14 protein-coding genes are annotated in these 13,460 nt (G+C 33.0%); 2 read left to right on the top strand and 12 right to left on the bottom strand.

Features of this window, described 5'->3' with window-relative positions:
- The first annotated feature begins 222 nt into the window (after nucleotides 1-222).
- On the top strand, nucleotides 223-837 hold the full coding sequence (locus tag HZR23_RS05870; protein WP_132848427.1) for an HD-GYP domain-containing protein: 615 nt from the start codon (nucleotides 223-225) through the stop codon (nucleotides 835-837).
- On the top strand, nucleotides 834-1,301 hold the full coding sequence (locus HZR23_RS05865) for an HD-GYP domain-containing protein (RefSeq protein WP_132848428.1): 468 nt from the start codon (nucleotides 834-836) through the stop codon (nucleotides 1,299-1,301). The genes HZR23_RS05870 and HZR23_RS05865 overlap by 4 nt, the downstream gene beginning before the upstream one ends.
- Before the next feature lie 55 nt (nucleotides 1,302-1,356).
- Here the strand turns inward: HZR23_RS05865 and HZR23_RS05860 are convergent, their stop codons facing one another.
- The 12 genes from HZR23_RS05860 to HZR23_RS05805 all read right to left on the bottom strand — a co-directional run bounded on the left by HZR23_RS05860 (nucleotide 1,357) and on the right by HZR23_RS05805 (nucleotide 13,384).
- Nucleotides 1,357-2,586 carry a dicarboxylate/amino acid:cation symporter gene (locus tag HZR23_RS05860; protein ID WP_132848429.1) on the bottom strand — a complete coding sequence of 410 codons (1,230 nt, stop codon included), beginning with the start codon at nucleotides 2,584-2,586 and terminating at the stop codon, nucleotides 1,357-1,359.
- A 135-nt stretch (nucleotides 2,587-2,721) separates the two neighbouring features.
- Nucleotides 2,722-3,414, bottom strand: coding sequence for a hypothetical protein (locus tag HZR23_RS05855; protein WP_132848430.1), 693 nt, complete (start codon nucleotides 3,412-3,414; stop codon nucleotides 2,722-2,724).
- A 12-nt stretch (nucleotides 3,415-3,426) separates the two neighbouring features.
- Nucleotides 3,427-3,852, bottom strand: coding sequence for a DUF1934 domain-containing protein (locus HZR23_RS05850; RefSeq protein WP_132848431.1), 426 nt, complete (start codon nucleotides 3,850-3,852; stop codon nucleotides 3,427-3,429).
- A gap of 40 nt (nucleotides 3,853-3,892) precedes the next feature.
- Nucleotides 3,893-4,933, bottom strand: coding sequence for a D-alanine--D-alanine ligase family protein (locus tag HZR23_RS05845; protein WP_132848432.1), 1,041 nt, complete (start codon nucleotides 4,931-4,933; stop codon nucleotides 3,893-3,895).
- 168 nt (nucleotides 4,934-5,101) lie between these two features.
- On the bottom strand, nucleotides 5,102-5,764 hold the full coding sequence (gene spoIIR, locus HZR23_RS05840; protein ID WP_132848433.1) for a stage II sporulation protein R: 663 nt from the start codon (nucleotides 5,762-5,764) through the stop codon (nucleotides 5,102-5,104).
- 86 nt (nucleotides 5,765-5,850) lie between these two features.
- The gene (locus HZR23_RS05835; RefSeq protein WP_165913678.1) at nucleotides 5,851-6,981 is read right to left on the bottom strand and encodes a Ger(x)C family spore germination protein; all 1,131 of its coding nucleotides are present in this window, start codon (nucleotides 6,979-6,981) and stop codon (nucleotides 5,851-5,853) included.
- Nucleotides 6,974-8,086 (bottom strand): GerAB/ArcD/ProY family transporter, encoded by a 1,113-nt coding sequence (locus HZR23_RS05830; protein WP_132848435.1) that lies wholly within the window; start codon nucleotides 8,084-8,086, stop codon nucleotides 6,974-6,976. Before HZR23_RS05830 ends, HZR23_RS05835 begins: the two co-directional genes overlap by 8 nt.
- A complete protein-coding gene (locus HZR23_RS05825) occupies nucleotides 8,086-9,672 on the bottom strand; it encodes a spore germination protein (RefSeq protein WP_132848436.1) in 1,587 nt (528 codons plus the stop codon). The genes HZR23_RS05830 and HZR23_RS05825 overlap by 1 nt, the downstream gene beginning before the upstream one ends.
- An 18-nt stretch (nucleotides 9,673-9,690) precedes the next feature.
- Nucleotides 9,691-9,906, bottom strand: coding sequence for a CLC_0170 family protein (locus tag HZR23_RS05820; RefSeq protein WP_132848437.1), 216 nt, complete (start codon nucleotides 9,904-9,906; stop codon nucleotides 9,691-9,693).
- A gap of 138 nt (nucleotides 9,907-10,044) precedes the next feature.
- Complete coding sequence (locus HZR23_RS05815; protein ID WP_132848438.1) at nucleotides 10,045-10,776, bottom strand: nucleotidyltransferase family protein; 732 nt, start codon at nucleotides 10,774-10,776, stop codon at nucleotides 10,045-10,047.
- 18 nt (nucleotides 10,777-10,794) lie between these two features.
- Complete coding sequence (gene ispE, locus HZR23_RS05810; RefSeq protein WP_132848439.1) at nucleotides 10,795-11,658, bottom strand: 4-(cytidine 5'-diphospho)-2-C-methyl-D-erythritol kinase; 864 nt, start codon at nucleotides 11,656-11,658, stop codon at nucleotides 10,795-10,797.
- Nucleotides 11,659-11,809: 151 nt separating this feature from the next.
- Nucleotides 11,810-13,384 (bottom strand): DUF3794 and LysM peptidoglycan-binding domain-containing protein, encoded by a 1,575-nt coding sequence (locus HZR23_RS05805; protein ID WP_132848440.1) that lies wholly within the window; start codon nucleotides 13,382-13,384, stop codon nucleotides 11,810-11,812.
- Between the last annotated feature and the right edge of the window lie 76 nt (nucleotides 13,385-13,460).

Genomic DNA, 13,460 nt, shown 5'->3' with positions numbered 1-13,460 from the left:
TCAGTTATCTATTATTGTTTTTATTATAAAGTATTATATACACTTTTTTTATAAAATACAACTAGTTTTTTGTTAATTTTTTTTAATAATTAAAATTTTTTAACAAACACTTGTATTAATAAGTATAGATTAAGGAGTGTTACAAAATATAGATTTCTATTTAAAATTATGGTATTGTAATAAGAGTAAAAATACTTCAATATACAGGAATTAGGTGATTTAATGCGTATAATAGAACTAGCTCATGTCACAGAAGACCATAGATTAGCTGCTCCCATATTTGATGAGAATAGTAAAGTATTACTATCTAGAGGAGTTCGACTTAAGCAATCTCTAGTCCAAAAACTAATACAGTTAGGACATACCAGAGTTTATGTACGGGATGAATTAACTGAATCGGAAATTAATCATATTATTTCACCGGAAATAAGACAAAAAGCTATTAGCCAAATAAGAAAGCTCTCTCATATTGCTGTAAGCAAGGATAATAATATGCAACAAAAGTTTGAACAGGATCTTACTCTAGCAAAGGCAAGTATATCTGCCATAGTGGATGAATTATTTACTAAAAAGGATGTAGTTATTGAGCTAATGGATTTAAAGACCGTAGGTGGTTATATATTTGAACATTCAATAAATGTTATGATACTATCGTTGATTTTAGGAACAAGCATTGGCTTAAACCGTCGAGATTTAGATATGCTTGCTTTAGCTGCAGCGTTACATGATATTGGCTTAATGTTTATTCCTCAAGAAATTTTATATAAGAGTACACCTCTTACAGTTAAAGAGTTTGAGTTAGTAAAAAACATCCACTACTCGGTTATGAGTTTTTGAAGACTTCAACAGAAATTAGCCCATTAGTAAGAGTTCCTGTGCTTGAGCACCATGAGACCTACAATGGCAAAGGATACCCCAGAGGACTTCAACATACAGAAACCCATATTTTTTCTAAAATTATTGGATTGGTAGATGCCTTCGATGCGATGACTTCTGATAGACCCCATAGAAAGCCCTTACCTGTTCCAGAGGTTATTGAGTTTATTATGGCTAGCGGTGGTACCATTTTTGACCCCCAATTAGCAAAGGCTTTTGTTAAGCATATTAACCCATATCCACTTAATACGATTGTTGAGCTAAACGATGGTAGTGTGGGTGTAGTATTAAAAGTAAACAATAGTCTCTTTACACGACCGGTAATTAGGCTAATAATGGATAAAAATCAAACAAAGGTTTCTAAAACCATTGATTTACTTCAAGAAAAAACTTTAGTTATAAAGACAATTTTAACTAAAATGTAAGAAGGAAGCCTTTTTCAAGACTTCCTTCTTTACATTTTCTATAATATATAACTATTTATACAGTTACCTCTTCCTTTTCCTCTACAGGACTTAATTCCCCTTCTGTTGCAGCAACCGCTACAGCTACTGCTGCATCACCAAGAACATTTACTGTTGTTCTACCCATATCTAATATTCTGTCAATACCAGCAATTAAAGCAGAACCTTCTAGTGGTAAACCTACTGATGTCAATACCATTGTAAGCATAATAAATCCTGCTCCAGGTACACCAGCAGTTCCGATTGAAGCTAATGTTGCAGTTATAACTATAGTTAACTGTTGAACTAAGCTTAGTTCTAATCCATAAACTTGAGCAACAAACAGTGCACATACCCCTTGATATAAAGCTGTACCATCCATATTTATTGTAGCACCTAATGGTAATACAAAGCTTGCAACACTATTTGAAACTCCAAGATTTTCTTTAGCTGATTTAATTGTTACAGGTAAAGTACCAGCACTACTTGCCGTACTAAATGCTACAGTTGCAGCTGGTGCAATTCCTTTAAAGAACTTAACTGGACTCATTTTTCCAAATATTTTAGTTATACTTGAATAAACAATAACTGAGTGTAATATGATACCTAAATATACCGCAAAAATAACTTTTGCTAATGGAGCCAAAACAGCAGGCCCATTTTTAGCTACTACAGGTACTATTAATGCAAATACCCCATATGGAGCTAAACTCATAATAAATGCCGTAATTTTATACATTGTCTCAGCTAAACCATCAAAGAAGTTTAATACAGGCTTAGCCTTTTCTCCTACGGTTGTAATTCCGACTCCTAAAAATAATGCGAAGGCTATAATTTGAAGCATAGCCCCATCAACCAAAGCTTTGATAGGATTAGTTGGAATAATTGCAATTAGTGTTTCCATCAGAGGTGGAGCTGTACGAGCTTCAACTGCCGCATCTACAGGCATCTGTAATCCTGCTCCCGGGTTAATAACATTTCCTAAAATAAGTCCAAGAGTAACAGCAATAGCCGTTGTGACTAAATAAAATGCAATAGTTTTACCACCCAATCTACCTAACTTTCTTACATCTCCAGTACTTGCCGCCCCAACAACTAAAGATGAAAGGACTAAAGGTACGATTATCATTCTAATTAAATTTAAGAATAGTGTTCCAAAGGGTGCAATATACTTAGTAGCAATATCTTGAGATCCCCCTAATAAAAGACCTACGATAATACCGGCTACTAAACCAAGTAAAATTTTAGATGTCAATTTGATTTTCATTTTTCGTCCTCCTTTTTATATATTTTGATAAAACTTTTAAATTTTTTTCAGTTTTATCAATATTTAATAGTAACTCTAATAGAGTCCCCCCAGGTGATCTTAACACGATAGCTACATATTTGTTAGGTTAAAGCTTTAATTATATGACTTCAATATGCTTTTAATACCTAAAAATATGTTTAATACCAGATTTAGTCTGATGTCATCTAACTTTCTAAATTGTAGTTTACTATAATATGCATAGAACTTCTTTATTACCTCTTCTAATAACACATTCATATCCTTTTTATTAAAATTCTGGTAATTAAACATAACCTTAACAAAGAGACTAAAGAGCTCCTTCTCTTCATCAAAATAAAGCTGCTCCCAAATAATAGTGTTATAGTTTGGTATGAATTTTTCTCTGGCAAGAATCATTTGAATAGTATCAATGCGCTTAATAATATAATCTATATCCTCTAAACTAGTTTTGGGAATTTCTACACTACTATTAAACTCAACTCCATATTTAATTAGTTCCTCTAGGTTCTTTATCTTCCAGTTAGGCTGAAGAAATAGATTAATATACCCAGGGGGGACTACTTCAACTTTTTTCAATATGGCAGATGTTAGGGTAATAGAACTTGATATCTCCTCAGCAATAACCATCGGGGACTTGTTGACTTTAGATTTAATTTGAAGGGCTGTTGTAGTTGTAAAATCCCCAAATTGTTCATTTTCACTTAGCTTAATAACCAATTTGGGAATTTCATCAATTGAGTAAATTCGTTTAATATTATTTTCGATTTGTTCTAATATTTCAAGCTTAATTATATTAACTAATCTCATAATATTACTTAATTACATTAACTCTATCTTTAGTTTATTTATGAGGGGCTCCATACTATCTGCCACATTTAAATCATAACGAATCTCAATAACACCCTTGTTTTGTTCATCCAAATTCACAGATAAATAGTTCGTAAATACTTCCATAGGAAAATTCCCATACATAGTATTATACACTGTTTTATAGCTTTCGCCTTCTTCAAATATAAGCTGATTCTTCGTTGTACCGAAACGATTAATGGATACCCTTTTATTGGATTCTATTTTTAAAGTAGTTGTAGTTCCTTCCATACCTGAAAGCTCTGTTTCCTCATATACAATATAAATATGATTATTTTTTTCGTAAAGGACTCCCTCTGTAGTAAGCTCTATTTCACTCTGCTCACCATCTACGTTTTTCTGTTTCCCAATCACACGTATTACTTTTGTCTCTTTCATTTTACACATCCTTTATCCCACTATCAAAAATTAAAAAATATTATTTATTTTTAGCAAAGTCTAGGGCTAGTTCAATAAGCTGATCAATTAAATCCCCATAAGCAAGGCCTGTAGCCTCCCACATTTTTGGGTACATACTTATGCTTGTAAACCCAGGCATAGTATTTACTTCATTAACTAATAATCTATTTGTATTTCTTTCTAGGAAGAAATCTACCCTAGATAAACCCCTACAGTCATATAGTTTATATACCTCAACTGCCAGCTCTCTAACACTATTTATCATATTTTCTTCAAGTTTAGCAGGAACAATTAATTCGCTTTTACCATCTATGTATTTATCTTCATAGTTATAAAACTCTTGAGCTGGAACTACTTCCGCTGGTAATGATGTCTTTGGATTTTCATTTCCTAATACAGAGCATTCTATTTCTCTTCCATCAATAAATTCCTCTACTACAATTTTTCTATCAAAGCTGCCTGCTTCTTTTATTGCGGCGATAAGACCCTCTCTATTTTTAGCCTTAGATATCCCCACACTAGATCCTAAATTTGCAGGTTTAACAAACATAGGATAACCAAATTTATTTTCTAATTCGTCTAAAACTTTACTTTCATCCTTTATAAAATCACTTCTAAATACAACAGCAAATTCTGCTTGAGGTATATTTACACTCTTTAACATCATCTTTGCAACAACCTTATCCATAGCTAGAGCTGATGATAATACCCCTGTACCTACATATGGAATATCAGCCATTTCTAATAGCCCTTGAATTGTTCCGTCTTCCCCAAATGGTCCATGAAGTACTGGAAACACAAGATCTATTCCTCTACTATCTTTGTCTAAAAACAACTCATTTATATTATAATCTTCTGTTTCATTTAACCAATTTTTCGGGTCAATATACTCTACATTTCCTAGGTACTTTTTCCATCTTCCATCTTTTGTTATTCCTATAGGCATAATTTCATATTTTTCTTTATTCATAGTCTTCATTACAGAAGCGGATGACATCAGCGAAACATCATGCTCCCCAGATTTACCACCGAATATTACCATTATCTTTAACTTTTTCATAAATTTATCATCCTCCCTATTACATTAATATTCTACTCTTATTTGTCCTATTATACAATATACTTCGGTTCAATACTGAATTTTTAATTATATTACATATAATTAGCCTATATCTAACTTACTAGTTATTGATATAGGCTTAATATTTTAGTATTATATTCATTTATATTAGAACAACCACGCCAGTCTTTCATCTAACTTAACCCTAGATTCTTTAATAACTTCAAATACTTTAGATTTAAGTTGTAATGGAAATTGTTGATTATCATTATTTGTATATATAGTATCGTACTCTTCCTCAGATAATGCTTCTTTTAAATATTGCTTTGTCTTTTCATCCGTTAAACCATGTTTAACATCAACAAAGCATAGGGGTGGGAACATTACACACCACCAGTTTTGTCCATACCCTTCTCCAATAATTACTCTTAGGGCCTCATAGTTTCCAGCAGGAAAAATTACATTGCCATATCTTTTTGTAGGAAATACATGTTCTCCTAAATTAACAGCTACATTAAAATCAAAGCCGTTATCAATTACTTCTTGCCTTGCTATAGACTGAATGTTATCCATATTGTTTTTTAATGCTTCTCTTGTTTCATCAACATTTTCTAATCCCTCTAAAACATCTGAAACATAAGCAATAACCTTATCCCTTACTTTTATTTTTAATTGTTGGTCTTCAGGGGAATCACTATTTGCCAAGACGTGAAAACGTATTATATTTTGTCCCCTTCTTTCCAAACTAAAGGTCTCTTTACCTATAGAGTTAAAACCTATTGCTAATAATACAACCCCTATAACTATGTAACTAAATTTTTGCTTATTCATTAAAATTCCCCCTATATGTCCATTTGATTGTTATACTTTCATTATGTACAATTAGGGGAAATTTTATACAGGCTAATTAATATATTCTATTTTGATAAACCAACCCTTCTTATGCTTGCATCTACATTAATTAAAACCTCCATTTGAGGGAAAATATTCTCATATTCATCTCGTATTTCGTTCCAAAAACTAGTATGGAATTTATATAAATAGTCGTCAAAGCCTATTACATCTACTCCATATTCATTTTGTATAACATTTAGTGTATGCTCCATATTCCCTTTTACCTCTGCTGCAAATAAATCCTGTAGCTCCTCTATTAATTCTGTGTCTAAGACATCTGTTTCCGGATTAAATAGATGTTGTCTAATATCTCCCTCTAAGGTTACATCTACTATTATTTTAAATTCATTACCATCTCTAACTAAGCTATATCTTGTCTTAGTATCGGTCACCTCAAAGCCTATAGCATGGCCTTTGTGTTCAACGGAATAAACGCTAATATTTGCCTCATCCTTTAAAAACATTAGACCTCTATTAACCTCTTCTCCTATAAAGCCTAAAAATTCATAGTCTTTAAATATTGCTGCTCCAGCAGCTTTTATATCCGTTTCTCCCGGAATAAATCTCGTAATTATGCCGCTTGCATTTTTATGAAAGTCGTAAAATATTTTATTTAAATCTGGAAGAGGGGCTCTATTAGTTTCAGGGGCTCTATCAAAAACCTGTTTAATATATTTAGTAATATCCGGTTCTACATTTGGTGATATTCCTAAAGCATCCTTTGCACTGCCCTCAATTATTGCTATTCTAGTTTTTCGACTTATATGAGGATCCTTTTCTAAGAAATCGAAAATTTCCCTTAATATAATCGGCTGTTTTGCCACCTCTTCGCTAATTAAAACACCCCTTAGATGGCCTAAATATAGGCTTTTACTAGTCCTTAACCCTAAACGCATCATAACAGTGTTCACACTCATACCCGGGGATGAAATTGTTAAAGTACCCTCATCACTTTCCCCACGAATAGCTGCTGGATTTGGCATAACAAATGTAACTAAAATAGGATCTTCGCTATTAAGGTCATTAATATCTATTCCTAAGGTTAATACATTAGCTCGTTCATCTATTTCAATTTTATCCCAGCAGCCTGTTAAGGCTACTGATAAAAGAAGGGATGTAATAACTATTAAAATAAGCGCTTTCCTTTTAAGCACGGCCCCCACTCTCCTTTCCCTTACCTTTTCTAACACTCCCTACTAGGAAAATAAGAATTGGCAATATTAAAGCAAAAAAGGGTATGGCATATTTTGAAAATATATCCATATATCTATATGTTTCAGCTACGCTCTCGGGTATTAATGCTGTCAAATATAGAATTGGAACTAAGGGTAGGGCAAAGAAATCTCTTTCCTTTAAATTTAAAAGCTCCCCTATAAGTACGGTCTTTCCAAGATGTACAGGTGCTATGGACATAAACACGATAAAGACCCAAATAACCATAACTAAGGATTCTACATTTTCAATAAACAGACCTGGAAATTCTATAATTTTAAACAAACTCAATGTAGGCCAAATTAAATGCTTTAATTGGGGTTCTCCAAATACCCCTAAGGCAACAGCAAAAATCAATACATATACTGCTATAACTATTCCCATTCCAATAGATAAAGCCTTTGGTGCCTGATCAGTTTTACTTAGAAATTTTCCGAATATTAACATAAACTCAAAGGCTGCAAAGGCAAAGAGTGCAGTCGGTACTCCACGGATTATATCTATAGGGGATGCTTGAAAAATTGGCAGAAAATTTGTCGGATCAACATCTGCAGCAGCGAGTATAAACAAGATGACAGCAGGAACCATAATTAATGGGAAAAGTAGCTCTGCTGCCCTTCCTAGTGGCTCTATTCCCTTTCTCGCTAAATATGCAGTTATTAGGAGCATACTAAATATTATTACTTCAATAGGTGTTCTAATCAATAAATACATTTTAACCACTTCACCAAATACCCTAACTACGAAGGCGTTAATTACTAGAGAGTATATTAAAAATAAAAATATAATTATATAAGCTATTGGCTTAGTAAAGCATGCTGATAATATTTCCGTATAGCTCTTTCCAGGAAATAGTTTCATAATCCTACCTATTAGATTTGCTATTACTAAAACTAAAGCCCCTCCAATTAATAGAACAAAAACACCGTCTACACCTAGCTCTTCAGTTATAGCACTTGGTAGAGTTAACACCCCCACCCCAACTATTGTAAGCATTAGTATATGCACAAGCTGACCTAACGAAATTTTATCGTTATTTTTATACATTATTTATCCTCCTCCCTATAGAATTGCTCTGGCCTTTTGTCATCCAATCTAACTTTATTTTTTCTAAAGGCTATAGAGCTTCTTCTTTTAAGGCCCGGTAGCGGGAACAGTACAAAAGTATCCTTTAAATCCCCTACATTATCTACATAGTTCACAAAGGGAGACATATATGGTATTCCAAAGCTTTTTAGACTGCATAGATGAACTAATACCAGTAAAAATATGAGCACTACTCCGTATAGCCCCAAAAATCCTGCTGCAAATATAAATAGGAAGCGTACTAGTCTAAATCCAATAGCTAGATTATAGCTTGGTATTGAAAATGATGAAATAGCTGTAACTGCTACAGTGATTACCATTAAAGGGGCAACTAAACCAGCTTCTACGGCTGCCTGTCCAATTACTAATCCTCCGACAATACCTATTGTTGCGCCAATCGGCCCAGGTAGTCTAACTCCCGCCTCCCTTAAAATCTCAATAGTTAACTCCATAATAAGCGCTTCAACAATTGCCGGGAAAGGAACTCCCTCCCTTGTTGCTCCTATGACTAAAGCCAGCTGTGTCGGTATCATTTGAGGATGATAGGAGGTTAATGCAACATATAGAGATGGAGCAAGTAATGCTATAAACACTGCAACATATCTTAATATTCTAACTGCGCTGGCAATTGTCCATCTCTCATAATAATCCTCAGTAGCCTGCAAAAGTGCATTAAAGGTTGTAGGTACAACTAAAATAAAAGGGGTGTTGTCAACCACTATAACTATCCTACCATCATATAGTGCTGCTGCAGCTGTGTCTGGTCTTTCAGTATTTTGCATTTGTGGAAAGGGGGATTTCCAATCGTCTTCGATTAATTGTTCAACGAATCCACTATCTAGAATTGCGTCTATATCAATTGTATTTAGTCTTTCCTCAACAAGCTCAAGTGCCCTTCTATTTACTAAATCTTCTATGTACATTATATTTACGTCAGTTTTAGATCTTCTTCCTATTTGCCTTACCTTTATTTTAAGTTTTGGGTCTCTAATTCTTCTTCGAATTAGAGCTGTATTCATCCTAGCTGTCTCTACAAAACCATCTCTAGGTCCCCTAACTACTGCCTCTGTTGAGGGCTCTGATACACCTCTAGTAACAAAACCTCTAGAGGCAATTACCAAGGGTTTATCTGATTTATCTAATAGTAGAATTGTTTCTCCACTTAAAATATTAGTAATACACTGCTCTAATGTCTCGAGCTCCTTAATCTCTGTTGTCGTTATATTTTGCTCAAAAATTAATTCATGTACTTTGTTTTTAATTGTTCGTTCATCTGGCTCTGCAATTCTTGAACTTATCATTAAGTTTTTAAGAACATCTCTATTTAGTAAATCCCTGTTTGCCATACCGTCGACGTAAATTAATGCTACTTTAAAATCACCCTTTTTCCCGACTGAAGCCTCCCTGTAAATAACATCATCACAGTCAACTAATGTTTCTTTAAACATTTCTAAATTTTTATCTATATCCTTTTCTAACTTAGTTTCTGGCCCAGGAGCTGGTTCACCAGATGTTTTTTTGCCAAATAAATTTTCCCACAAGCTCATAGTATTTCTCCTCCTCTTTTATAGCCATGTAAATACAGCGTATAACGTAATACCTCCGAATATATAAATATAGCCTAAGGTTTTTGCCAAAATAGCCTCTCTTCTTAGCTTCTTTTTGAGTAAAGTAGGTTTATCCACTATAATTAAATAAAACCCTATAAGTACTGTTAAACTCAAAACTGCAAGATTAAATACTCCCTTTATACTTTCATACACCATATTTAAAAAATCCATAGAAACACCTCTTTATATCGTCTTTATAGTCAACTATAATTTTTACAATTTTGGATATTTATATGCAGAGAAATTATCCAACTAAAACATCTGTTAAAATAAAAAAAATTGGATACTATTTTAGTGTCCAATTTTTATCTATATTATATATTTTTTTATTTTTTCTAAATGCTCTTCCCGATCTACATCGCATCCTAATTCAGGAAAGCTTGTAACAATAGCCTTAGCTCTAATATTCAATAACTTTGATAAATGATTCTCCAATTCTATTACTGACAATTGTTTTGTAAGTAGCTTACCTAAAAACCCTACCCCTAAATTATATGTCATAGCTATAGGGTTCTTTCTATGTTTTATAAGTACTCTGGCCTTTTCCTCAATTTTATTTGTAATTGTCGGATTAACTAAAATTATGTTTCCTCCCGTAAATATACCTTCCTTCAGAGTTACATGGGTTCTTTTTAAATCAGAATATTTTTCTTCGCAATTTATTTTATGTATTATTGGATAACATAAATCTCCATTGGATTCTATAGCTTTATTTAAAAAGTCATCTATATTATTAGTGGTTATTAACGGGATATCACAGGTTACTATGAGTGCCTTCTCGTTAGTATTGAGGTAATCTATACCGGTTTTAAAATTATCAAACATTGAACCATTACCATCTATTATATCAATATTAGATTTAATTATATCTTTTAGCTTTTGTTTATTTCCAACTACAATTATTCTACTAATTCTCGAATTTTGTTCTAGGGCATTTATAACATAATTAATCATAGGTATTCCATTAATTAGAATCCCTGCCTTATGCTCTATATCACTTTTCTTATTATTATCTTCACCAGCCAAAATAACTGCGTTCATATTTACCTCTGTTTTTGATTATTCATTATATGTTTGTGTTAAATATGTCTGTTTATTTATTACTAATAAATTATCATAGGCAGCCTTTGCCTTCTTATAGTTTTTAAAGATACCAAAGACTGTTGGCCCACTGCCAGACATCATGCTTCCTAGGGCATTGTATTCCATCATTTTACTTTTAAGTTGTCTTATTACTGCATGCTTTCTTTCTGTAACTGTTTCTAATACATTGGCCATATCTTTAGATAATGTATATAAATCCTGCTCCTTCATAGCTTCTATTAGCTTGTATGTTTCTGGTCTCCTTGTAATCTTATCCAAATCCAGATTTCTGTATACCTCTGCTGTAGAAACAGAAATTGATGGTTTAGCTAAAACAACCCATGTATTTTTAAGTCCTTCTAGAGGAGTTAGTCTCTCTCCAATTCCCTCAGCTAAAGCAGCACTTCCCAAAATACAAAAAGGAACATCAGCACCTATTTTCACACCTATATCCATCAATTCTTCCGTTGAAAGTCCTAATTTCCACATTTCATTTAACCCTTTTAATACTCCAGCAGCATTTGCACTACCACCGGCTAGCCCTGCAGCTACGGGTATATTTTTTTGAATATGAATATTAATTCCATAAGAGATGTTAAATTGCTCTTTTATTAATTCTGCAGCCTTATAGGCAATATTTGTGTTGTTTTTAGGAATAAACTCACAGTTACTTGTAACCACTATATTATTTTTATCTTTATTCTCAATTATTTTTATGTCATCGTAAAGATCAACTTGTTGCATTATCATTTGGACCTCATGGTAACCATCAGGCCTTTTTCCAATAACGTCTAGGGATAAATTAATCTTTGCTCTTGATTTAACAGTAATAGATTTCATGACCTTCTCCCCTTACAACCCCATATTTATTACCCCACTTACTATAATACCATAAAGTATTCCATCAGAAATCAATAATATTTATAAAAGACCGCAGTGTATTTTTGGCTGCGGTCTTTATATTCTATTGTTCAATACTCAATCTGAAAACTTAAAATTTAAAGCTATATGTCTTCTCAATTATTAGATGATCCCCGGCCTTTACATCCTCAGGGCTATCTATATTATTAGTTTCCATAAGCTGCTTAACTGTTGTATTATACCTCTTTGCAACCTTCCATAAGGAATCACCCTTCTGATAGAAGTATATTGTTAAGCTCGGTTTTTGGCTCAAGTTTTTAATCTCATCTAGCTCTTCAACACCTGATACAACCTCTACACTCTTACTAGTATAGCAGTCACAGGTTATTAATATATTTACCTTAAGATCCACTTGCTGTCCATTTATTAATGTACTTTCAGCCTCTTGAACGATTAAAGAAACTTCAGCGGAAGCGTCACTATCTACATTATCCATGTCTATAGCATACTTAAATGGTAGCTCCTGAGTAAAGCTATAAATTGGTTGGAAGTTATCCTCTGCCGTATAAAGAACTACAGCTTCCAGTATACCTTCAACATTCACTTTACTTCCTAACAAATTGTAGTCTGTCAAAATAGGTTTTGTTTGTACAGATAATACTTTAATCACTGGTGGGTTAGTTTTAGGAACTTGCAAAGTGTCTCTGAACTGCATTTGAGTTTTGTTAACTCCCACTGCTTCATTATATGATAGCTTAGTCTTTTCAACTTTTAAAAACTTAGTTGGAGAATATGCATCAACCAAAAATTCCTTTTCAAGAATATCTTTTACTTTAGCTTGAAGTTTTACTATTCCTTCGAACTCAAGTATTTTTCTAACTCCCTGTACGTTTTCTTTCAATTCCGTAGATAATTCTTCCAAGCTCATATTAATTGCACACTGCATATCAGTATTAGCCTTAGGGATTTCTATAAAATGTGTAAATGGAATTTCTTTTTTTAGAACATTAAGAGTATACTCTTCATCATCGGCTATGTATAGAAGTTCAATAAATAAAGTCCCAGCAGCTATTACCTTGCCTTCTGCCACCTTCACTTCTCTAGCTATAGCTTTTCCATTCCAATTCAATATTTCCTTTATAGGATCCATATCTTCATCTAATTCAAAGGCATCCTTAATTAAAGTGTTTGAAGAATTTGAACCAACCACTGTTGAATACTTTATTGTATTCTTTAACAACTCAACATCCTCTACTCCATCAACATCTTTCGCTATTTCAATATCCTTTTCCTCAATACCTCTAGCTAGAATATTTATTACTGCCTTTACACCAATTTTTCTGTCGTTATTAATTGAATAATCAACATGCTCTATTTCTACTGCTACATCACTTTCCATTTTTGATGTTAAACCAGGGATTTCTATAGTCTGCTTAAATTCCGTTGCGCTATCCATATTATAGAGTGGATCATCCCCTTTATCTGATGCGTATAGTATTTTAAAATAAATTGTACCCTCTACCGCTAGGTTATTATCCTTTGCTTCTTTTTTGTTAACAAAGATAGAGCCATCAACTGTTAAAATTCTTGTAATATCAGGCTTTGAATCAGGAACTATAATATCTCCTTCAACAATCGCCTGAGCCATATTCTCACCTAAAAGTTGCTCTGCCTTAAACATGTCTTTTACCAATTCTACAGGCATGTTATACCCTCCTCTAAAATAGAATCTTGCTATTACTACATCATATTTGTCTTAAAAATATTTATGTTAGAAAGCT

It is taken from the genome of Serpentinicella alkaliphila (assembly GCF_018141405.1).
In the GTDB taxonomy this organism is placed as follows: Bacteria; Bacillota; Clostridia; order Peptostreptococcales; family Natronincolaceae; genus Serpentinicella; species Serpentinicella alkaliphila.
The sequence above is the reverse complement of the archived record's forward strand: the minus strand, read 5'-3'. Positions and strand labels throughout refer to the sequence as shown.

Bases quoted from the DNA above. Each gene is read 5' to 3' on its own strand.
- HZR23_RS05860 (WP_132848429.1), bottom strand. From the start codon at position 2,586: ATGAAAATCAAATTGACATCTAAAATTTTACTTGGTTTAGTAGCCGGT.
- HZR23_RS05805 (WP_132848440.1), bottom strand. From the start codon at position 13,384: ATGCCTGTAGAATTGGTAAAAGACATGTTTAAGGCAGAGCAACTTTTA.
- HZR23_RS05830 (WP_132848435.1), bottom strand. From the start codon at position 8,086: ATGTATAAAAATAACGATAAAATTTCGTTAGGTCAGCTTGTGCATATA.
- HZR23_RS05825 (WP_132848436.1), bottom strand. From the start codon at position 9,672: ATGAGCTTGTGGGAAAATTTATTTGGCAAAAAAACATCTGGTGAACCA.
- HZR23_RS05815 (WP_132848438.1), bottom strand. From the start codon at position 10,776: ATGAACGCAGTTATTTTGGCTGGTGAAGATAATAATAAGAAAAGTGAT.
- HZR23_RS05855 (WP_132848430.1), bottom strand. From the start codon at position 3,414: ATGAGATTAGTTAATATAATTAAGCTTGAAATATTAGAACAAATCGAA.
- spoIIR (WP_132848433.1), bottom strand. From the start codon at position 5,764: ATGAATAAGCAAAAATTTAGTTACATAGTTATAGGGGTTGTATTATTA.
- ispE (WP_132848439.1), bottom strand. From the start codon at position 11,658: ATGAAATCTATTACTGTTAAATCAAGAGCAAAGATTAATTTATCCCTA.
- HZR23_RS05870 (WP_132848427.1), top strand. From the start codon at position 223: ATGCGTATAATAGAACTAGCTCATGTCACAGAAGACCATAGATTAGCT.
- HZR23_RS05845 (WP_132848432.1), bottom strand. From the start codon at position 4,933: ATGAAAAAGTTAAAGATAATGGTAATATTCGGTGGTAAATCTGGGGAG.
- HZR23_RS05850 (WP_132848431.1), bottom strand. From the start codon at position 3,852: ATGAAAGAGACAAAAGTAATACGTGTGATTGGGAAACAGAAAAACGTA.
- HZR23_RS05820 (WP_132848437.1), bottom strand. From the start codon at position 9,906: ATGGATTTTTTAAATATGGTGTATGAAAGTATAAAGGGAGTATTTAAT.